At 62.2% G+C, this 21303-nt stretch carries 11 protein-coding genes and 1 pseudogene; 4 read left to right on the forward strand and 8 right to left on the reverse strand.

Features of this window, described 5'->3' with window-relative positions; genetic code table 11:
- Nucleotides 1-841 precede the first annotated feature (841 nt).
- From AB4O12_RS03680 to pvdM, 5 genes and pseudogenes are all read right to left on the reverse strand, one after another.
- Entirely contained in the window at nt 842-3325 is a 2484-nt protein-coding gene (locus AB4O12_RS03680) for a TonB-dependent siderophore receptor (RefSeq protein ID WP_177342708.1), read from the reverse strand.
- A gap of 115 nt (nt 3326-3440) precedes the next feature.
- Nucleotides 3441-5091: pseudogene (locus AB4O12_RS03685) on the reverse strand (cyclic peptide export ABC transporter).
- 109 nt (nt 5092-5200) lie between these two features.
- Nucleotides 5201-6088 carry a dihydropyoverdine dehydrogenase gene (gene pvdO, locus AB4O12_RS03690; RefSeq protein WP_460060364.1) on the reverse strand — a complete coding sequence of 296 codons (888 nt, stop codon included), beginning with the start codon at nt 6086-6088 and terminating at the stop codon, nt 5201-5203.
- A gap of 36 nt (nt 6089-6124) precedes the next feature.
- Nucleotides 6125-7411 carry a pyoverdine-tailoring periplasmic protein PvdN gene (pvdN, locus tag AB4O12_RS03695; protein WP_460060366.1) on the reverse strand — a complete coding sequence of 429 codons (1287 nt, stop codon included), beginning with the start codon at nt 7409-7411 and terminating at the stop codon, nt 6125-6127.
- Nucleotides 7408-8772 carry a pyoverdine-tailoring dipeptidase-like protein PvdM gene (gene pvdM / locus AB4O12_RS03700; protein WP_150741418.1) on the reverse strand — a complete coding sequence of 455 codons (1365 nt, stop codon included), beginning with the start codon at nt 8770-8772 and terminating at the stop codon, nt 7408-7410. The genes pvdN and pvdM overlap by 4 nt, the downstream gene beginning before the upstream one ends.
- A gap of 207 nt (nt 8773-8979) precedes the next feature.
- On the opposite strand from pvdM, the gene pvdP reads away from it, so the two are divergent.
- Nucleotides 8980-10605 carry a pyoverdine maturation tyrosinase PvdP gene (pvdP, locus tag AB4O12_RS03705; protein WP_095179476.1) on the forward strand — a complete coding sequence of 542 codons (1626 nt, stop codon included), beginning with the start codon at nt 8980-8982 and terminating at the stop codon, nt 10603-10605.
- A 579-nt stretch (nt 10606-11184) separates the two neighbouring features.
- On the opposite strand, the gene AB4O12_RS03710 is transcribed toward pvdP, so the two are convergent.
- The 3 genes from AB4O12_RS03710 to AB4O12_RS03720 are packed head-to-tail and all read right to left on the reverse strand — an operon-like array spanning nt 11185 to nt 15721.
- Nucleotides 11185-12579 carry an efflux transporter outer membrane subunit gene (locus AB4O12_RS03710; protein WP_460060367.1) on the reverse strand — a complete coding sequence of 465 codons (1395 nt, stop codon included), beginning with the start codon at nt 12577-12579 and terminating at the stop codon, nt 11185-11187.
- A 7-nt stretch (nt 12580-12586) separates the two neighbouring features.
- On the reverse strand, nt 12587-14557 hold the full coding sequence (locus AB4O12_RS03715; RefSeq protein ID WP_460060368.1) for a MacB family efflux pump subunit: 1971 nt from the start codon (nt 14555-14557) through the stop codon (nt 12587-12589).
- On the reverse strand, nt 14558-15721 hold the full coding sequence (locus AB4O12_RS03720) for an efflux RND transporter periplasmic adaptor subunit (RefSeq protein ID WP_460060370.1): 1164 nt from the start codon (nt 15719-15721) through the stop codon (nt 14558-14560).
- 279 nt (nt 15722-16000) lie between these two features.
- On the opposite strand from AB4O12_RS03720, the gene AB4O12_RS03725 reads away from it, so the two are divergent.
- The 3 genes from AB4O12_RS03725 to mgtA all read left to right on the forward strand — a co-directional run bounded on the left by AB4O12_RS03725 (nt 16001) and on the right by mgtA (nt 21214).
- On the forward strand, nt 16001-16483 hold the full coding sequence (locus AB4O12_RS03725) for a sigma-70 family RNA polymerase sigma factor (RefSeq protein WP_041478511.1): 483 nt from the start codon (nt 16001-16003) through the stop codon (nt 16481-16483).
- A gap of 133 nt (nt 16484-16616) precedes the next feature.
- Entirely contained in the window at nt 16617-17954 is a 1338-nt protein-coding gene (locus tag AB4O12_RS03730; protein ID WP_041478512.1) for a lysine N(6)-hydroxylase/L-ornithine N(5)-oxygenase family protein, read from the forward strand.
- A gap of 560 nt (nt 17955-18514) precedes the next feature.
- Nucleotides 18515-21214 (forward strand): magnesium-translocating P-type ATPase, encoded by a 2700-nt coding sequence (gene mgtA / locus AB4O12_RS03735; protein WP_460060371.1) that lies wholly within the window; start codon nt 18515-18517, stop codon nt 21212-21214.
- The last annotated feature ends 89 nt before the right edge of the window (nt 21215-21303 follow it).

Consider the following 21303-nt stretch of genomic DNA (forward strand, 5'->3'; position numbering starts at 1 on the left):
CGCCCTTACGGCGACTTACTTTTTTACAAGCGCCTAAAAAAGTAAGCAAAAAACGCTAGCTCCTGCGTTCGGCCCTCGCAGGCTCGGGTTCCTTCGCTGCGGGATCGATCCGGGCGCAGCGGCTCCGGTTTGCTTCGCTGCACCTACACTCGCTGTGTTTGGCTGCGCCAAACGGTCGCTGCGCTCCCACCCCCGGATCAATCCCTCCACTCAGCCTTCCGACGTCGCCGGTGGATCAAAAGCAAGATCAAAAGCACTCGAGCTAACGCTCATTGTTGAGTGGTGAAAAGCGTGTGGTCTGCTTTGGATCTGTGTTGGATTCGCCCCTCACCCCAGCCCTCTCCCGAGGGAGAGGGAGCCGATTTGCGGGCTTTCCAGAATCTGCATTCGACTCGATATCGCAAGTCGGCGTATTTCGCCTGAACACCTCGGTCAGTCCCCTCTCCCTTCGGGAGAGGGCTAGGGTGAGGGGCTTTTGCTCTGGCTCTTGATCTTTTGCCCCTTCGGCAGGCTTCGTTACGGGATCGATCCGGGGGTGGGAGCGTAGCGACCGTACGACGCAGTCGTACACAGCGAGTGTAGGTGCAGCGAAGCCAACCGGAGCCGCTGCGCCCGGATCGGTCCCGTAACGAAGGTACCCCGAGCCCCAGCGAGCGGGCCGTACGCCGGGGCAAAGCCTTTTTGGTTACTTTTCGCTGGGCCGGCATTCCGGCGTTTGGAAAAAGTGACCCGCCGTAAGGGCGGAACCCTAAGTAGCCTTCACCGCAGCAACGGATATGCCCCCCAATCCCAAAAACCAAAAAGCCCCGCCAAAGCGGGGCTTCCACACAACTAAGAGCAATCAGAAATCAGCCTTCACCGACATCACAAAATTGCGCGGATCCCCATAGAAGTTACCGAACCCCTCGGTACCAATAGTCGCGTAATAACGCTTGTCGAACAGGTTGTTGCCGTTCAACGCCACCGACCAGGTGTCATCAATCCGATAACCAATGCGACCGTTCCAGACCGCATAACCCGCGCCATCGACATTGTCCCCGCCCAGAGGCGAAACCCGGTAGGTGCCCGTCTGCGCATTGACCCCCGCACCAATCGTCACACGGTCCAGCGGCCCGCTCAGGGCGTAATCACCCCAGACGCGCAACAGGTGACGCGGCACGTAGGAGTTGTAGACCGCGCCATCCTGAGTGGCATCGGCATCTTCCAGCACCTTGGTCTGGGTGTAGGTATAACCGGCCAACAGTTGCAGGCGGTCGATCACTTCACCGCTGACTTCAGCTTCAAAGCCCTGGGCGCGGACCTTGCCCGAGTTGATCTGGCACGAACTGTCTTCGCACCGCAGGTCATCCTGGGCCGCGTCTTTCTGGATGGTGCGGAACAGGTTGAACGTGGTGTTCAGACGACCGTCGTACCACTCACCCTTGATCCCCAGCTCGTAGCTCTGGCCAATCAGCGGCTTGAGCGTGCTGCCGTCGATGGTTTTGTACGAGCCTTGCGGGGTGAAGATGTCGGTGTAGCTGGCGTAGGCGGTCAGGTTGTCGTTGAGGTCGTAGAGCAGGCCGGCGAAGGGCGTGACCTGGCCGGTTTCGGTGGACTGGGTGTTGACCTCGGTGCCTTCGCCACGGAAGTACTGCACCGAGTCAGTGTCGGATTTGTACCAGCTGACCCGGCTGCCGAGTACCAGGGTCATCGGGTCGGCGAGTTTCAGGCGGGCGATCGAGTAGGCGCCGTATTGCTTGATGTGCATGTCCACCGGGCCGCCACGGGAGGCGTTGGCCAGGTAGTAGCTTTCATCCGGCTGCGGGATGTTGTGGTTCGGGTTGAACACGTTCTGGCGCTGTGGCAATGCCGCCACCGCGTAGAAGTCGTCCTTGTGCGAACGGCTGGCGTTGGCGCCGACGATCAGTTCGTGCTGCTGGCCGAAGGCGTCGAATTTGCCATCGACGTAGGCATCGAACCCGTAGTCGCGCTGATCGTAATCATAGGTACTGCCGAGCATCAGCGTGTTGGTGGCGGTGGCGCCCAAGGGCACTGTGCCGCTCGGGAAGGAATATTCCATGTCCTGAGTGTTGCGCGAGTACACGCCGGCGACTTTCAGCGACCAGTCGTCGTTGAACTGGTGTTTGACGTCGGCGAAGTAGGTGGCGCGTTTGCTGCGCTGGTTGTTCCACGAGGTGTTCAGGCAGGTGGAGCGTTTCAGGTGCAGGTCGGAGCCGTCGGCGTAGCGCGGCAGGCCGCCCCAGCACGGGGTGGCGTCGACGTCTTCATAGGCCATGCCCAGACCGAGGGTGGTGTCAGGGCTGAGGTCGAAGTCCAGGGCGCCGTAGTAGATCTGGTCGCGGCGTTCAGCCACATCGTAGAAATACTTACGGGTCTGCTGGGTCACCACTGCGCGGCCACGGACAGTGCCGGCGTCGTTCAGCGGTCCGCCGGTGTCGACCTGGCCGCGGTAGTTGTCCCAGGTGCCGGCCGACAGCGACAGCTGCGTGTGCGGGGTGTCCTGGCCGCGCTTGCGCACGAAGTTGACGCCGCCGGCGGTGCCGCCCGCGCCCTTCATCATGCCCGCCGCGCCGCGGAGGATTTCCACGCGGTCGTAGATGGCCATGTCGCTGTTGAAGCTGTCCGCCTGCACGTAGCTGCTGCCGATGTCCAGCGGCACGCCGTCGTACTGGTACTGGCCGGTCATGCGGAAACCGCGCGAGTAGAAATATTTGCCGCCCATGGGCGAGTCGTAGACGGTGATGCCCGGGGTCTTCTCCATCACCTGTTCGATGGTGTTGAGGTTCTGGTCGTCGAGCATCTTGCGGGTCATCACCGTGACCGACTGCGGCGTTTCCTTCAGCGAGTGCACGCCTTTGCCGATGGTCACGCCGCCGGTGGTGTAGGAGTTGCTGCCTTCGGTGGTGGCGCCGAGGCGGTTGGCGTTGACGTTGGTCGGCGCCAGTTCCATCGCGTTGCCGCTGGTGGCCGGGCCGAGCACGGTGACGGTGTTGCCGTCACGCTGATAGCGAATGCCGGTGCCGCTGAGCATCGCCTTCAGTGACTCGTCATCCTGGTAGCGGCCGTTGAGGGCGCTGGAGCGCAGGCCTTGCAGGCTTTCCGGGCTGTAGATGATTTGCAGGCTGGTCTGCTGACCGAGGGTCTGCAGGGCCTGGGCCAGCGGCTGGGCCGGGATGTTCAGGGTCCATTCCTGGGCCTGGACATACGGCGCTGCTGCAAGGGTCAGTGCCAGACCCAGGCCGCTACCGGCCAGGCGTGTGCGGGTCGCGCCGTGCATCAGCAGGGCTCGAGTCAGAGGGCGAAGCATGAAACGGGATGCGGACATGAGGTTAAGACCTTGGCAGGTATAGTTGTTAATGGTTCTTATTCATCTCATTAAGACGAGGAAGCCGCGGCAAACCGGAAAAGTTTTTTCTCCGGCCCGGTCGCGGCTGCTTCGATCAGGCGGGTTGCAGTTCGCTTTTGACCTTGCCAGCCTCCATGCGCACCAGTTGATCGGCGACGTCGAAGTAACGGTCGTCGTGGGAAATCACGATGATGGTCTTGCCCAGACGCTTGAGGTCGGGCAGCAGCTCGGTATAGAAGATCCGCCGGAATGTCGGGTCCTGATCCGCCGCCCATTCATCGAACACCAGCACCGGGCGCTCTTCGAGCCAGGCATTGACCAGTGCCAGGCGTTTGCGCTGGCCGGTGGACAGGTCGGTAGTGCTGAAGGCGCCGTCGCGCACGCTGACCTTGTGCGCGATCTCCAGACGTTCCAGGTAGCGGGTGGCATCCTGCGGCACTTCACGATCGCCCTGGATCAAGTCATCGAACAGGTAGTAGTCGGCGAAGATCGTCGTGAAGTTCTGCCGGTAATCATCGCGGTTGACGGCGGTGATCGGCTTGTCGTTAACGCGAATTTCGCCCTCGGTCGGCGCGTACAGGCCCAGGAGCAATTTGATCAGCGTGGTCTTGCCGCAGCCGTTCTCACCGACGATAAACACAATGTCGCCCTGTTCGATGCGCAGGTTCACCGGGCCGAGGCGGAACGGCTCGCTGCCTTCCACGGGAGGGAAGGCGTAGCGCACGTTGCGCAGTTCCAGGCTGTTGACGGCGGCCGGCTTGCTGCCCTGATCCTGCAGCAACAGGTGCGGTTCCGGCGAGGAGAACTGTTCGCTGAGTTCGGCGATGCGGCGGAAGGCAATCTGCGCGCGGCTGATGATCGGCAGGGTGCTGATCAGGTGTTCCAGCGGCCCCTTCATGTACAGCAGCACCAGAACGAAACCGCTCATCACCGCTTTGTCGGCACTCGGCCACAGCGATTGCAGGGCCAGGGCCATGCCGATGACCACGAAGAACAGCATCGAGCCAAACGACTTGGCGATGACGAAGGTGTTGATCGATCTGATCTGGGTATCGCAGATTTTCTCGGCGGTTTTCTGAATGCCGGCGACGAACATGCGCTGGCGACGCGGGCGGTGAATGCGCAGTTCCTTGGCGCCTTCGGCAATTGCGTTGTAGTGCTTCTGCAGTTCGTCTTCGGAATCGCGGGCGGCGTAGAAACCGCGCATGCCTTTGGCCCGGGCGATGGCACTGGATGGTGGTGCCGATGGCGATGGCCACCAGCATCATCAGGAACATCGGCCACGACAGCATGGCCAGATAGCCGAGACAACCAAGGGTCACGGTCATGGAGATCGCCAGGGGCGCGAAGGCGAAGGCGAAGTCGCTGATGGTGTCGACGTCGTGGGTCAGCACCGGAATCAGGCGATGGCTGCGATAGCGTTCGATCTGGTCGATCGGCGCCGACAGGACTTTCTCCCCCAGCTCTTTGCGCAGTTTGGCGATGATGTGCTGGCCGACGTAGTTGGTGCCGATGTCCGACAGGATCGTGGTCAGCAGGGCCAGGGCACAGAGGCCGGCGAAGATCATCACCACGGTGCGGGTCAGGCCGTCATCGGAATGCAGGGCGTTGTTGATGGTCGCCAGCAGCACGGTGACGCTCAGGCCGCCGAGCATGCCGAGCACGATGGACGCCGAGACGATCAGGCGGAAGGGCTTGAGCAGGGCGAACAATTCGTTGATCGCCCCACGCGTAGGCTTGGTCATGGAGGATTCCTGCTTCGATGCGGAGGGAGTGCCGGTACTTAAGGAAAACGAATGGTCGGGTAGTTTCTTTAACTGAGCGCAGGCGTGGCTGCGCTCGTCGAGGGCGGGATCAGAGGTCGCGTACTACGCGGAAGCCCAGCCAGTCGCCCTTGCTGGTCGGCCAGCTGCTGTTGCGGTTGCCCGAGCGCGAGAAGATCGGCGCCTCGCCCCAGTCATTGCCGCGCATGACCTGGCGTTCGCAGTTTTCCTGGGTCCATGGGCGACCGTCGGCGGGCACGCCGGAGTAGTCCGGGTGGTAGCAGTCGGCGGTCCATTCGTAGACGTTGCCGTGGGCGTCGAACACGCCAAACGCATTGGCCGGGAAGGTGCCGGCCGGCGAGGTGAAGTTGTAGCCGTCGGCTGCGCCGTAAGTGTTGGCGTGCCCGGAAATCTGGTAATCCTTGCCCTCATCGAACGGGAACGGGAAAGGCCCGGTGCTGCCGCCCCGGGCGGCGTATTCGCGGATCGATTCGCTTTGCAGGCGATAGGCGTGCCCGGTCTTTTTCGACAGCCAGTCGATGTAGCCCTGGGCTTCGGCGACGTTCATGCACACGGCCGGGTCGCGTGGCGTCTGTTTGAATTCCGGCTTGCCGGCGGTGCAGCGGCGGCCGGGGCGGTCATCGAAGTCGTAAGGTTTGTTGCCGGTCTCGCGGACATAGGCGTCCCATTCGCCCACCAGCACCTGCGAGCGGCTGATAGCGAATGGTTTGCTGAACGTCACCGTGTGCAGCGGGCCTTCGTCGGGTTGGCGGCCGACTTCATCGTCCGGCGTGCCCATGGTGTAGCTGCCGGTCGGCAGCACGACCATTTCCGGGCAGTCCTTGCAGTCCTTGAACACTTTACCCGCGGCGGGGCCTGTCGCCGCCTGCGCGGTGCCGGGCATCAGTGCGCCGCAGAGGGCGCTCAGCGCCAGTGCGGGCAGGGCTTTGGAGATGAGTGACGCGTGAGGCTTTTTCATGGGTCGTCTCTTTGAAAGGAAAACGGCAGTCGAGGGTCAGGCACGCAGCTTGGTGCCGAGGATGTCCATGAAGCGATCCACTTCGGCTTCGTTGTTGAGCAAGCCCGGTGCGGTGCGAATCACCGGCCCGACGTCGCGGCTGACCGCGTCGCAGATCACCCGGTTCTGCATCAGCCAGGCCGCCACTTCATCGCTGTCCTGGCCCTTGATCCGGAAGAAAGTGAAGCCGGCGGAGAACTGCGAGTCGAGCGGGGTGACCAGTTCGATGTTGCGGTGCTCTTGCAGGCGTTGCTTGAGGTAACTGTTGAGCTGATGAATGCGCGTCTGCACCTCGGCCTTGCCCAGTTGCAGGTGCAACTTGAAGGCTTCGTCCAGCGCCCAGCGATGCTCGAAGGCGTGGTAGCCGCCCGGGGTCATGATGGTCGAGAAGGCCGTGGCCTCGGAGAAGGTCGGCACGCTGGGGCTGACGTATTTCAGTTCTTCGGCGCGGCTGCAAACGATGCCGGTGCCGCGCGGGCCGAACATCCACTTGTGCGTGCCGGCGATGAAAAAGTCGCAGTTCATCTGCGGGAAACTCAAGTCGTCGACACCGAAACCGTGCACACCATCGACCACGTAAATCAGCCGGTCCTGGTCGTCGCGCTGGCGGTTGTGCTCATCGACCAGCCGCGAAATCTCGCTGATCGGCAGCTTCACGCCGCTGCCGGAATGCACCCAGGTCATGCCCAGCACGCGGGTTTCGGGGCGGATATTGCGATTGATCGTGTCGAGCACCTGATCCAGAGAAATGCTCTGCGGGGTTTCGAACAGCTTGAGTTTGCGCACGCGCGTGCCGTCACGACGGCTGCGGAAATCGAGAATGTTGCGCGTCGAATAATGTTCGTGAACCGTGGTAAGAATTTCCTGATCCGCGCGCACCTGTACGCTGCCGTAGATCATCGCCAAGCCTTCGGTGGTGCTGCCGGTCAGGGCGATCTGCGCCGGTTTGGCTTGCAGATACTGGCCTGCCCAGTGGCGCACGTTTTCTTCGCGCTTCTCGGTGACGCCCAGATCCCAATCCATCGCCAGACCCGGATTCAGATCCAGCGCCGCGCGATGGCGTTCGATCGCTTCGCGCACCGGTTTGGGGTGCGAGGTGACGAGGAAATTGGCGAAGTGAATCGCTTGGGGATCCTGCTCGAACAACTGACGCAACTGCGCCCATTTGTCCCGCGACGCAGTCGGCACAGCAGCGATGGCCGCCGGTGCACTCAGGCTGGCGCCCAAGGGCAGGGCGGCGGCGAGCAGGCCGGCCTGCTTCAGGAAAGTGCGACGATCGGTCATGGCCGGGCCACCTCCTGGCGTGCCGCCAGCGCCGGTTTCGCGGCTTTTTGCACCTGATCCCAGACGCGCATGAAGTTGCCGCCCCAGAGCTTGGCGATATCCGCTTCGGAATAGCCGCGCTGCAGCAGTTCGGCGGTGACGTTGCGAATCTCGCCGACGTTTTCCCAGCCCTTGATGCCGCCGCCGTCGTTGAAGTCCGAGGCGATGCCGACGTGGTCGATACCGATCTTGCGCACTGTGTAATCGATGGCGTCGCCGAAGTCCTTGAGGGTGGCTTTCGGTTCTTCTTCGAGGATCGCGTAGAGGCCGCTGGCGTACTGGCCGAGCTTCTGTTCCGACCAGGCGGTGATGATCGGATCGCCCGGCATCAGTGCCATGGCCAGATTGGGCAGTGGCGGCAGATCGAAGCGCGCACGCAACGCATTGAGTTTGTCCTGCGTGCCCTGGGTCAGCGGTTTCAGGTACTGCGAGAAGGCGACGACTTGCACCACGCCGCCACTGTTTTTGATCAGTTGCAGTTCTTTGTCGCTGAGGTTGCGCGGGATATCCACCGCCGCCCGTGGCGCCGAGTGCGAGGCCACCAGCGGTGTACGGCTCAGTTCGGCGACTTGCTCGAGGGCCTTGGTCGACATCTGCGAAACGTCGATGATCACGCCCAGATCGTTCAAGCGCTGCACCGCTTGTTTGCCGATGTCCGACAGACCATCGAGGGCGTCGGGCGAATCATTGAAAAACGGCAGCGGCCGCGACGAGTCGGCCCAGCTGTTGTTGCCGATGTAACTGAAACCGAACATGCGCATGCCGCGCCCGGCCCACAGGTCGAGCTTTCTCAGATCATTGCCCAGCGGGTAGGCGTTGAGCATGCTGATGAAGATCGCAAACTTGCCTTCGCCGTGCAGGCGGCGGAAGTCATCCGGCGTGTAGGCGATGCCGGCCTGATTGGGGAAGTCGCGGACGATCCCGGAAATGATCTTGTAGCGCACCTCCTGCTGATTGCGCGCTTCTTCGACAAAACCCTCGGTCGGACGGTGCGGGGCATTCGGGCCGTTCCACATTTCCGGCCAGCCGAACACCGTCAGCGCGGCGCCGGACAGGCGTCCGCGATTGGCCTTGATGAGGTCGAACTGGCCCGAGCCATCCTTGTCGGCTTCGTGGTCGTGGCTGCCGAAACTCAGCGGTACGGTGATGTGGCTGTCGAACGACAGCAGGCGATCCTGCAACTCCGTCGCCTGTTTCATCACCTTCACCGGATAGCCGGGGTTGTTCCAGTAATCCCAGGCCAGAAATCCTGCGCCGGCACTGATCGCCAGGGCCAGCGGCAGGCCGATGAATAGAGCCTTTTTCCAACGCGGTTTTGTCATTGCCATCTCATTCAGGTTCGCCGTCGAGGTACAGGCGCAGGGGCCTTTGCTATCTGGGAAGAACGAGTGGCTGCACGGCTAATTTAGGTGTGCGTTACAAATGCCCGGCAGCGGCGCAGGGATGTTTTGCCGGCGGCGTAAATTTCCCCGCCGAGCAAACGTTCTAGCTTGGATAAAGCCTGCTTCATGGCTGACACAGGTAGGGCAATGACGATCTCTCGACGCTGGTTCATGGCGGGCATGGCACTCACGGGCGCCGCGCTGCCTGCCGCTTTTTATGCACATCGTGAATTGACCCGCGAGGAGTTTCCGATCACCCCGGGCGAGGCCACGGTCGATCTGGCGGACACCGCCGGGCAACAGCTGGCGGACAATTTGCGTGGGGTCTGGGACATTCGCTTTACCGGTGCGGCGGCCGGGCTTGATGGTTTGCCGGCGCAAGGCCTGGAGCTGTTTCTCGACATCGCTCATCGTGGGCGCGGCCTGCGCGGTTATCTCGACACCGGAGCGAATCTGCGTGCCGAAGGGCCTGTGCGTTATCAAGTGGTTGGCGATCTGGCACCGGGCAACGGCGCCGAGATGTATTGGCGCCTGCTGCGCACCGATGCGCCACTTGCACCGCCGGTGTATGAATTAAAAGTCAAACTGGATGAGGTCTGGGCGGCGTTCGGCAATGCCGGCAGCGCCACGTTCACCGGGCAAGTGCTGCGTCTGGACCGGCCGTTGGCGTTGCCCGAGCTGGACAACCAGTTCATCGCCATCAAACGACGTTTTCCCGAGGCCCGTGAACGCACCGGTCTGAATCCGCAACTGTTGGCCTGGCTGGTGGCGCCCGAGCATCGGTTGTTCCACCAGCTCTGGCACGCCACCCGCGACAAGTGGCACAAGCTCTCGGAGAAAAAGCGCGAAGCGCTGCGCGGCATCGGCTGGCAGCCCGGGCCGCGTGACAAAGAGCGCGACGCCCGTGGGCCAAGCAAGGATCGCAATGGCTCGGGCGTGGATTTTTTCTTTATGCATCGGCACATGCTAGGCATCGCCCGCTCGATGCAGGATTTGCCTTCCTGGCCGGCGTTTCCGCAGCCGCAGCCTGAGCTGGAGCGGGACCGACAGGGCTTCGCCCGCTATTTCGACAATCATGACGGCAATTCGCTGCCGCCGACCTGGCTGGCCGAGGGCGATGACGAGTACACCAAGTGGGTCAGCGACATCAAAGCGGCGGAGACTTTCCAGAGCAATTTCCTGGTCTGGGAATCGCAGTACCGTGACCCGCGTTATTTGTCGAAATTGACCCTTGGCCAGTTCGGTTCGGAAGTCGAACTGGGCCTGCACGACTGGCTGCACATGCGCTGGGCTTCGGTGGCGCGTGACCCATCCAACGACATTCCAGTGCCGATGGCGCGCGATCAGGCGGACTTCGCTGCGCGCTGGTATGCGCCGGAAAACGACTTTCTCGGTGATCCGTTTTCCTCCCATGTGAATCCGGTGTTCTGGCGTTTCCACGGCTGGATTGATGACCGCCTGGAAGACTGGTTCCGCGCCCATGAACGTTTTCACCCGGGCGAAGTGAGCCGTCTGGAAGTCAACGGCGTGCCGTGGTTTGCGCCGGGACGCTGGGTGGAAGTCGCCGACCCCTGGCTCGGCCCCGACACCCACGGCTGCAGCACCGTGCCCGGGCTGCAAGTCGGACGCTCAGTGGAGATGGACCCGGAGACCATGAAGCTGGCGCTGCGTATCACTTTTGGCGACGAAGACAACATGACCGAGCTGTTCCGCAAAGTGCCACAGCGCCCTTGGTATGCGCGACACCTGAAGGTCAAGGGCCGACAGCTCTAGATTGGTTCAAACAAACACACTCTCTGAATTGGTCGCAATCCCTTGTAGGAGCGAGCTTGCTCGCGGAGGCTTTTTTTGGGGCGGTGGGGGCATTTTGAGTGAGTACATATCCATCGCTGCGGTAACGACTACCTAAGGTTTCGCCCTTACGGCGACTCACTTTTTTACAAACGCCTAAAAAAAGTAAGCAAAAAAACGCTTGCTCCTGCGTTCGGCCCTCGCAGGCTCGGGTTCCTTCGCTGCGGGATCGATCCGGGCGCAGCGTTTCCGGTTTGCTTCGCTGCACCTCCTTCCGCTGTGTCTGGCTGCGCCAGACGGTCGCTGCGCTCCCACGCCCGGATCAATCCCTCCGCGCAGCCTTCCGACGTCGCCGGTAGATCAAGATCAAAAGCACTCGAGCTAACGCTCGTTGTTGAGTGGGGCGGCTTCGCCGCGGGCAGCTGCGCTGCTTTGCTTTTCTGTGGGAGCGAGCCTGCTCGCGATAGCTATCTCAAAGATACGAATGAACAGCAGATTTACCCTGATCCCTGTGGGAGCGAGCTTGCTCGCGATGGCGTCAGTTCAGTCGACGCATCTCCGTCAGATCACTTCCCAACCACCCCCCAGCGCTTTGTACAAGGCAATGCTCGCCTGCAACCGCGACAGGCGCAGCTGGACGTTCAGGTCTTGCGCCGCATACAGCGTGCGCTGAGTTTGCAGGACGGTGAGCAGGTCTTCGGCGCCGGCCTGGTAGCGGCTCTGGGCGATGTCGAAAGCGGTCTGTGCCTGGTTCAGTTCTTCGCTTTGCCATTGCCGCTGTTCGTCGAGGCCGCGAATGCTGCTGAGGGCTTTTTCGACGTCGGCGAAGCCGTTGATGATTGCCCCGCGATAGGTCTCCAGCAGTTCATCCTGTCGGGCCTTGGCCTTGTCGCGTTCGGCGCTGAGGCGGCCGTTGTTGAAGATCGGCGCGGTCAGCCCCGAGGACAGGTTGTAGAACGTCGTGCGCAGCAGGTCGGCGGCAAGGTCGGCGCCGCTGCCGAGGCTGGCGGTCAGGGTGATTTTCGGCAGCATCGCGGCGCGGGCGACGGTGACATCAGCCTGCGCCGCCGCCAGTCTGGCCTCGGCGCTGGCAATGTCCGGGCGGCGGCTGAGCAAGTCGCTCGGCACGCCGCTGGCGATGTCCGGCCAGTGCAATTGGGCGAAGGATTGCTCGGGCAACGGCAACGCTTGCACCGGTTGGCCGAGCAGGGCGGCGAGGCTGATCAGTGCTTCGCGGGCCTGTTGTTGCACCAGCGGTAGGCGACGCTGTTGTTCCGCCACCAGGCTTTTCTGCTGGGCCAGTTCCAGCGCGGTGGCGCTGCCGGCGTCGAAACGGGTCTGCACCAGATGCAGCACGTTCTGTGCATTGGCCAGATTGAGTTCGGCGATCCGCGCCTGCTCACGCAGGGCCAGGGCCTGGGTGTAACTGTTGGCGACGCCGCTGAGCAAGGTCAGTTCGACGGTGGCGCGGTCGAACTCGCTGGCCTGCACACCGAACAAGGCACTGTCGCGCGCGGCACGCTTGCCGCCCCAGAAATCGATTTCGTAACTGGCGCTGAGCTCGGCGTCGTAATAATCCAGCGAGCGATTCTCGGGACTGACATCCAACTGGCTGTAGCCCTTGCCGTGGATCAGTTTCTGCCGGTTGGCGTTCAGCCCGGCCTTGAGTTCGGGCAGCAGCGGGGCGCCGGCAATGGTTGCGCTGGCCTCGGCCTGTCTGACCCGTGCCACGGCGGCGGCGAGGTCGTAGCTGCCCAGCCGCGCCTGTTCGACCAGTCGCGCCAGCTCGGGGCTGCCGAATTGCGTCCACCATTGTCGATTGCTCTGCAGCGCGCCGTGGCTGTCGGCGGACTGCCACGCGCTCGGTGGCTGCACGCCGCTGTCGAGGCGCGGCGCCGGGCTGCTGCAGGCCGCCAGCAACAAGCTGGCGGCGAGGAACGTCAGTCGCACTTTCATAGGTCGATCATTCACTGGTAAGGGCCGTGACCGGGTCAAGCCGGGCAGCTTTGCGGGCCGGCATGAAGCCGAAGATGACACCGGTGACCAGCGCACAGGCAAACGCACCGATCACTGCCAGCGCTTGAAAGGCGATCGCCACGCCGCTGAGCAGCAACACGCCGCCAACCAGTAGTGCCAAGCCAATCCCGGCGACACCGCCGACCACCGAGAGCATTACCGCCTCGGTGAGAAACTGTCGGAGGATGTCGCGCTGACGGGCGCCGGTGGCCATGCGAATACCGATCTCGCGGGTACGTTCGCGCACGGTCATGAGCATGATGTTCATCACGCCAATGCCGCCGACCAGCAGAGAAATTGCTGCAATCGCCCCCAGCATCAGCGACAGCGTGCCTTGCGTGCGCGCTTCGGCCTGGATCATCGCGGCATTGTTGGTCAGCTCGAAATCCTTCTTGCCGTGGTGTCGACGCAACATCGCCTGTTCGATGGCCTGTTCGGCGTCCTTGACCTTGCGCGCGTCCTTGGCGGCAATCACCACGTATTGTGGATTGCGGCTGCCGAACAGGCGCGTGCTCGCCGCCGAGTAGGGAACGGCGATGCGGTTGTCGCTATCGGAGTCGCCGGAGCTGGCGCCTTTTTCCGCAAGCACGCCGAGGATCTGGAACGGCACGTTTTCGATGAGGATGTATTGACCGATGGGGTCGGCGACATCCTTGAGCAACTTGTCGCGAACCTTGGTGCCGATCACCGCGACGGCGGCGGCGCTGTCCTCGTCGGCCTGGGTGAAGTAGCTGCCCTGAATCACCGGCCAGTTGAAAATCTGCGGAAAGTTGGTGTCATTGCCGCCGACGTAACTGCTGTGGTCGGCGTTGCCAAAGCGCACCCCGGCGGTCGAGCCGTTGACCGGCATGATCCGTTCCACCTGGGGCAGGGTGGACAGTTCGGCAACGTCGTCGAGGGTGATGATGCCCTCCGGCGTACGCGGGTTCGGCGCCGAGCCGCTGAGGTAAATGATGTTCGAGCCGAACGCGCCCATTTGTGCCATGACCTGACGCTTGCTGCCCTCGCCGACGGCGAGCATGACCACCACCGAGGCCACGCCAATGACGATGCCCAGCAGGGTCAGCGCCGTGCGAAAGCGGTTGATCCACATCACCCGCCACGCCGCTTGTACAGCGTCGAGCAGTTCACCTTTCCAGGCGCCGGTCTGGTTGCTGCCGCTGCTCAGGCGCTGGCGCAGGTCGACCGCTTGCAACGCCCCGGGATTGGCCGCGGGCGGCGCGCACGCGTGCTCGGCGCTGTCGCTGATGATCAGGCCGTCGCGGATTTCGATGATGCGTTTGGCCCGTTGCGCCACTTCGCGGTCGTGGGTGATAAGGATCACCACATGGCCCTGATCGGCGAGTTCGTCGAGCAGGGTCATCACTTCAGCGCCGCTGTGGCTGTCGAGGGCGCCGGTCGGCTCGTCGGCGAGGATGATGTGGCCGCCGTTCATCAGCGCACGGGCAATCGACACCCGCTGTTGCTGGCCGCCGGAAAGTTGGTGCGGACGATTGCCGGTGCGAGTGCCGAGACCGAGACGTTCCAGCAGCGCGTGAGCTCGGGCATGGCGCTCGGCGGCCGGGGTGCCGGCATAGATCGCTGGCATCTCGACGTTTTCCTGCGCCGAGCCGGACGGGATCAGGTGATAGCCCTGAAAGACAAACCCGAACGCTTCGCGGCGCAGCCAGGCCAGTTCATCACTGTCCAGATGAGCGACGTTTTCCCCGGCGAAGCGGTATTCGCCGCTGGTCGGTCGGTCGAGGCAGCCGAGGATGTTCATCAGCGTCGATTTGCCTGAACCGGAGGCGCCGACAATCGCAACGAATTCGCCGGCGTGGATCGACAGATCGATCCCGCGCAGCACCTCCACCAGTGGGCTGTCATCACCGCCGTAGGCTTTGCGGATCTGCCGCAGGTCGATCAGGGGCGTGTGCATTCAGCCTCCATGACCAGTGGCCGGCGCGCTGAGAACATGCTCGCCCTCGGCCAGACCTTCCAGCACCTGGGTGCGCAGGCGATCGTTGATGCCGGTGCGCACTTCCCGCGTTTGAATATCACCGTTGGCAGCGACGATCTGCGCCCGCTGCCACTGCGGACGCGAGCCCGGTTGCAGGGCAGCAGTCGGCACGGTCAGGGTGTCTTGCGCCTGTTCGGCGACGAAGAACACCTGGGCGGTCATGTCGGTCATCAGGCTGTGATCGGCGTTGTCGACGTCGAGCAGCACGGTATAAAGAACCACGCGTTCGCTGCCGCTGCGACCACTGGTAGGGCTGCCGCCCTGATTCTGTTCAAGCGGACGTGGTGGCACCGGCAGGATCTGCCGCACCGTGCTGCTCCAGCGCCGAGTGCCACCGCTGAGGGTGGTGAAGTAAGCGGTCATGCCCGGTTTGACGTGGCCAATGTCGGCCTCCGAAACTTCGGCCCATACCGTCATCGGCGACAGTCGGGCGATGCGCAGGATCAGCGGGGTCTGTTGCTGCGCGTTGAGGGTCTGGCCTTCGCGCGCACCGATGGCGACCACGGTGCCGCTCATCGGCGCGTAGATGCGCGTGTAACCGAGCTCCGCTTCGTCGCTGCGCAGGCTGGCCTGGGCCTGGCGGATCTGCGCCTGGAACATGTCGATGCGCGCCTGGGTTGCGCGAACCTCGGCGCGCGCGGTCTGCACGTCTTCCTCGCGGGTGGCGCCACCGGCGGCGAGTTTCTGCTGGCGCTGGTATTTCTGCTGCGCCAGATCGTGCTGGGCGCGTTGCTCCTGCAACTGCGCCTTGAGGTTTTCGATGGAAAAGCGCCCGGCATCGAGCTTGGCTTTCTGTGTCGACGGGTCGATTTCCACCAGCAACTGGCCTTCCTTGACCGTATCGCCAGCCTCGACGTGAATCTTCTGAATCTGCCCCGAAGCCTGCGCCCCGACATCCACATAGCGGCGCGGCTGCAAGGTACCGAGCGCCGTCACGCTGTTTTCGATATCGCCCCGGCTGACCTGCACAGTGGCAACGGCGTCGCGACCGGGTGGCAAAACCTGCCAGGCAGCAACGGCGATCACGGGAATCAGACAGAGGGCGGCAAACAGCGCGCGACGGGCGGGGCGGGGACGATTCATGCAGGGTTCCGGCCAGTGGTTGCGGCCCGTCGCAAGGCACGACAGACACAGGGGCTGTCCTGTAAACGAGGCATGGGCGACGGAATTTAGCCGCAGACACATCGAGTTACCGTAGCCGGGCGACGACTATTTGTCCGGGATATGGAATCAACTCTTTAAATCTATATGAGAATTACTATAAATTACGCACCTCAAGTTGCCACTATCTTGCTACTGCGTGATCCGCAGGTCTGATCAGTGCGCTCAAGGACAGAAACGGCATCGATGCGGTCGGGAGTCATGTTGGAAAACTACTATCGTGAGCTGGTGTGTTTCCTCAACGCCAGACTGGGCAACCGTCAGGTCGCCGAGGATGTGGTGCATGACGCCTACGTACGCGTGCTGGAGCGCTCCAGCGAGGTGCCGATCGAACAACCCCGGGCCTTCCTTTATCGCACCGCGTTGAACCTGGTTATCGACGATCACCGCCGCAACGCGCTGCGCCAGGTCGAATCGCTGGACGTGCTGGATAACGAAGAGCGCTATTTCACTCCCTCGCCTCACGGCACCCTTGATCACGGACAGCGCCTGGAAATGCTCCAGCGCGCACTGGCCGAATTGCCGCCGCTGTGCCGCGACAGTTTTCTGCTGCGCAAGATCGAAGGCCTGTCCCATCCGGAAATCGCCCAGACCCTCGGCATCTCCCGGGCGCTGGTGGAAAAACACATCGTCAACGCCATGAAACATTGCCGCTTGCGCATCCAGCAATGGGATGGCCAGTGATCCGCGCCGGTTAAATTTCCTTTCATCGTCCTCGTTCCTACTCAACAGACGACCTGCTGACCTGATTCAGGCCGGTCAGGCCACCCAGGCTTTATTTCCCCGCGTTGAGGGGTTCATCCAGAGGACACTGGAAATGACACAGGCAATTGCATCGCCCATCGTTCACGACCTGATCGGCGTCGGTTTCGGCCCTTCGAACCTGGCACTGGCCATCGCCCTGCAAGAGCGCGGCCGGATCCAGGGCGAACTGGATGTGCTGTTCCTCGACAAGCAGGCCACCTACAGCTGGCACGGCAATACATTGTCGACGCAGAGCGAGTTGCAGATTTCCTTCCTCAAGGACCTGGTGACCCTGCGCAATCCGACCAGCCCGTATTCTTTCGTCAATTACCTCAAGCACCACGGGCGTCTGGTCGACTTCATCAACCTCGGCACTTTTTATCCATGCCGCATGGAGTACAACGACTACCTGCGCTGGGTGGCCGGGCAGTTCACCGAGCAGAGCCGTTATGGTGAAGAAGTACAGTTTATCGAACCGGTGTTGCACAACCAGCAGGTTGAAGCGTTGCGGGTGATTTCCCGGGGCAGCGACGGCCAGCAATTCGTGCGCACCACGCGTTCGGTGGTGGTCAGCGCTGGCGGCACGCCGCGCATTCCGGAGGCGTTCAAGGCGCTGAAGGGCGATCATCGGGTGTTCCACCATTCGCAGTATCTGTCGCAAATGGCCAGACAGCCTTGCGTGAACAATCAACCGATGAGCATCGCCATCATCGGAGGCGGACAGAGCGCGGCGGAAGCCTTTATCGATCTGAACGATTCATTCCCGTCGGTGCAGGTCGACATGATCCTGCGCGGCTCGGCCTTGAAGCCTGCGGACGACAGCCCGTTCGTCAACGAAGTGTTCTCGCCGGAATTCACTGATCTGGTGTTCCAGCAGAACAGCGTCGAGCGCGAGCGTCTGGTCAACGAGTACCACAACACCAACTATTCGGTGGTCGACATCGACCTGATCGAACGCATCTACGGCATCTTCTACCGGCAGAAGGTTTCCGGGATTGCCCGCCATGCGTTCCGCACCCTGACCACCGTCGAGAGCGCCACTGCCACGGCAAACGGCATCGAACTGGCCGTGCGCAACAACGCCACCGGGGAAGTCACGGTGCGAATCTATGACGCCGTGGTGCTGGCCACCGGTTACGAGCGCCAGATGCACCGCAAATTGCTCGCGCCGCTGGAGGAATACCTCGGCGAATTCGAAGTGGATCGCAACTACAAACTGATCACCGACGAGCGCTGCAAGGCCGGCATATATATGCAGGGCTTCTGCCAGGCCAGCCATGGCCTGAGCGATACGCTGCTGTCGGTGCTGCCGATTCGCGCCGATGAAATCGCTGGCTCGTTGTACGAGCATGGCAAGCAGCGCGGGCACAGTCGCTCGGTGGCGGAGCTGTTGTTGGCGACTGCCAGCTGAAGTATGCGGCGCCTGTCACACCGCTTTCGCGAGCAGGCTCGCTCCCACAATGGTTCTGTGAATGCAGGCCAGAATGTGGGAGCGAGCCTGCTCGCGAAGGGGCCATGGAAAGCCCCACAGATCCTGAATCTGAACCCTTCCTGAACACCCCCCACATTCCCGGCAAACACCTCTTCCAGCGGTTTAGCTGCAGGCGTAAGCTGCGCGCGTTTTCATCAATTGCGGAGACCCACAGTGGGTACTTGTTCGAGTGACAGTTGTCGGCCGGTCTCGATCACCGGCAGATTCTCGGCAAGATAACGCGCAGTCTTTCCCTGCCGTTGTCTCGCCGTAACAGCGAGCAGCGGCATCCCGTGCACGACCCGTTCCGGAACGTGTCTCGACGTCCTTCTCAACGACGCTGAACCAAGCGTGCTGACGACCTCAATCGTCATCGCCGCCTATCGACACGCCTGTCATTCCCGACCGGCGTGCCAAGCCTTGCCGCGCCGGTTGTCCCGGTGCCAGGGCGCGGCGGTACCTGCTCGACGGTTTCCCGGCTGACCACAGGGGACACAGCCATGAAACTCACGCTCAAGGAATTTTTCGCAGGCTTTCTGCGCAGCCGTCACATCGCCCGGCACTTCCGTCGCCTCGCGTTGCTGGATTCGATCAACGACACCGGGGTCAGCCGTGAAGTGCCGCCGACGCTGGCCAGTACGCTGGTGGCTGCCGCCCATGCCGACAGCGCCGCGTTGCTGTCGTCGTTGGGCACGCACGGCGAGGGGCTCACCGAGGTCGAGGCCGATGCACTGCGCGCGCAACATGGCCTCAACGAGGTCGAGCATGAGCAACCGCTGCCGTGGTGGACTCATCTGTGGCACTGCTACAAAAATCCGTTCAACCTGCTGCTGACCTTGCTCGCGGTGATCTCCTGGCTGACCGAAGACCTCAAGGCGGCCGTGGTGATTTTCTCCATGGTGGTGCTGTCGACGCTGCTGCGCTTCTGGCAAGAGAGCAAATCCAATCAGGCCGCCGATGCGCTCAAAGCCATGGTCAGCAACACCGCCACGGTGCTGCGCCGCGATGGCCCACGCCGGGAGCTGCCGATCAAGCAACTGGTGCCCGGCGATCTGATCGTACTCTCGGCCGGCGACATGATTCCCGCCGATTGCCGCGTGCTCAGCGCCAAGGACCTGTTCGTCAGCCAGGCAGCGATGACCGGTGAATCGATGCCGGTGGAGAAATTCACCCGGCAGACCGATCGCGACACGCGTAACCCGCTGGAGCTGGACAACATTCTGTTCATGGGCACCAACGTTGTCTCCGGCAGCGCGATTGCGCTGATTCTCACCACCGGCAACAGCACCTATTTCGGTGCGTTGGCGCAACGGGTCGGCGCGACGGACCGCGCGGTGACCTCGTTCCAGCAGGGCGTCAACAAGGTCAGCTGGCTGCTGATCCGCTTCATGTTCGTCATGGCGCCGCTGGTGCTGTTCATCAACGGTTTCACCAAGGGCGACTGGAGCGAAGCGCTGCTCTTCGCGCTGTCGATTGCCGTCGGCCTGACTCCGGAAATGCTGCCGATGATCGTCACCTCGACCCCGGCCAAAGGGGCCGTGTTCCTGTCGCGCAAAAAAGTCATCGTCAAACGCCTCGACGCGATCCAGAACTTCGGCGCCATGGACGTGCTGTGCACCGACAAGACCGGCACCCTGACTCAGGACAAGATCTTTCTCGCCCGTAATGTCGACGTCTGGGGTGAGGATTCTGACGCTGTGCTGGAACTGGCCTACCTCAACAGCTACTACCAGACCGGCCTGAAAAACCTGCTGGATGTGGCGGTGCTGGAACACGTGGAAATCCATCGCGAATTGAAAGTCGGCAGTGCGTTTCGCAAAGTCGATGAAATCCCGTTTGATTTCAATCGCCGGCGCATGTCGGTGGTCGTGGAGGGCCGCGCTCAGCCCCACCAATTGATCTGCAAAGGCGCGGTGGAAGAAGTGCTGGCGGTGTGCAGCCGGGTGCGTCACGGCGAAGTTGATGAGGCTTTGAGCGATGAATTGCTGGCACGGATTCGCCAGGTCACCGGCGCTTTCAACGCCGAAGGTCTGCGCGTGGTGGCGGTCGCGGCTCGCTCGATGCCTGACGGTCGCGAGATTTACAGCCTGGCCGATGAACAGGAACTGACGCTGATCGGTTACGTGGCGTTCCTCGATCCGCCGAAGGAAAGCACCGCGCCAGCGCTCAAGGCTTTGGCCGAGCATGGCGTGGCGGTCAAGGTGCTGACCGGCGACAACGAGCTGGTGACGGCGAAAATCTGCCGTGAGGTCGGCCTCGGCCAACAGGGTTTGCTGCTGGGCAATGACATTGAGCGCATGAGCGATGCTGAGCTGGCCATGGCGGTCGAGACGACCAACGTCTTCGCCAGACTCACGCCGTCGCACAAAGAGCGCATCGTCCGTGTGCTCAAGGGCAACGGCCATGTGGTCGGGTTCATGGGCGATGGCATCAACGACGCGCCGGCGCTGCGCAGCGCCGACATCGGCATTTCCGTGGACAGCGCGGTGGACATCGCCAAGGAAGCGGCGGACATCATCCTGTTGGAAAAAAGCCTCATGGTGCTGGAGGAGGGCGTGCTCGAAGGGCGGCGTACCTTCGCCAACATGCTCAAGTACATCAAGATGACTGCCAGCTCCAATTTCGGCAACGTGTTCTCGGTGCTGGTCGCCAGCGCGTTCATCCCGTTCCTGCCGATGCTGCCGATGCACCTGCTGGTGCAAAACCTGCTGTACGACATTTCGCAGATCGCCATTCCGTTCGATAACGTCGACGACGAAATGCTGAAACAGCCGCAGCGCTGGCAGCCGGCTGACGTCGGGCGTTTCATGCTGTTCTTCGGCCCGATCAGTTCGATCTTCGACATCACGACATTCGCCTTGATGTGGTACGTGTTCGACGCCAATACCCCGGATCACCAGACACTGTTCCAGTCCGGCTGGTTCGTGGTCGGGTTGCTGACCCAGACGCTGATCGTGCACATGATCCGCACGCCGAAGATTCCGTTCCTGCAAAGCCGTGCAGCCATGCCGCTGATGGTGATGACGGCGATTATCATGGCAGTCGGCATCTTCCTTCCAATGGGGCCGCTGGCGCATTACTTCAAATTGCAGGCGCTGCCGTCGCTGTATTTCGCGTTTCTGCCAATGATTCTGCTCGCGTACATGGCTTTGACCCAAGCGGTGAAAGGCTTCTACATCCGTCGATTCGGCTGGCAATAGCAGCCATGGAATGCTCTCCCCTGTGGGAGCGAGCCTTCTCGCGAAGGCGCCGTGTCAGTCAATACGTCTCTGACTGGTATAGCCCCTTC

The organism is Pseudomonas sp. S2_A05, from assembly GCF_054668485.1.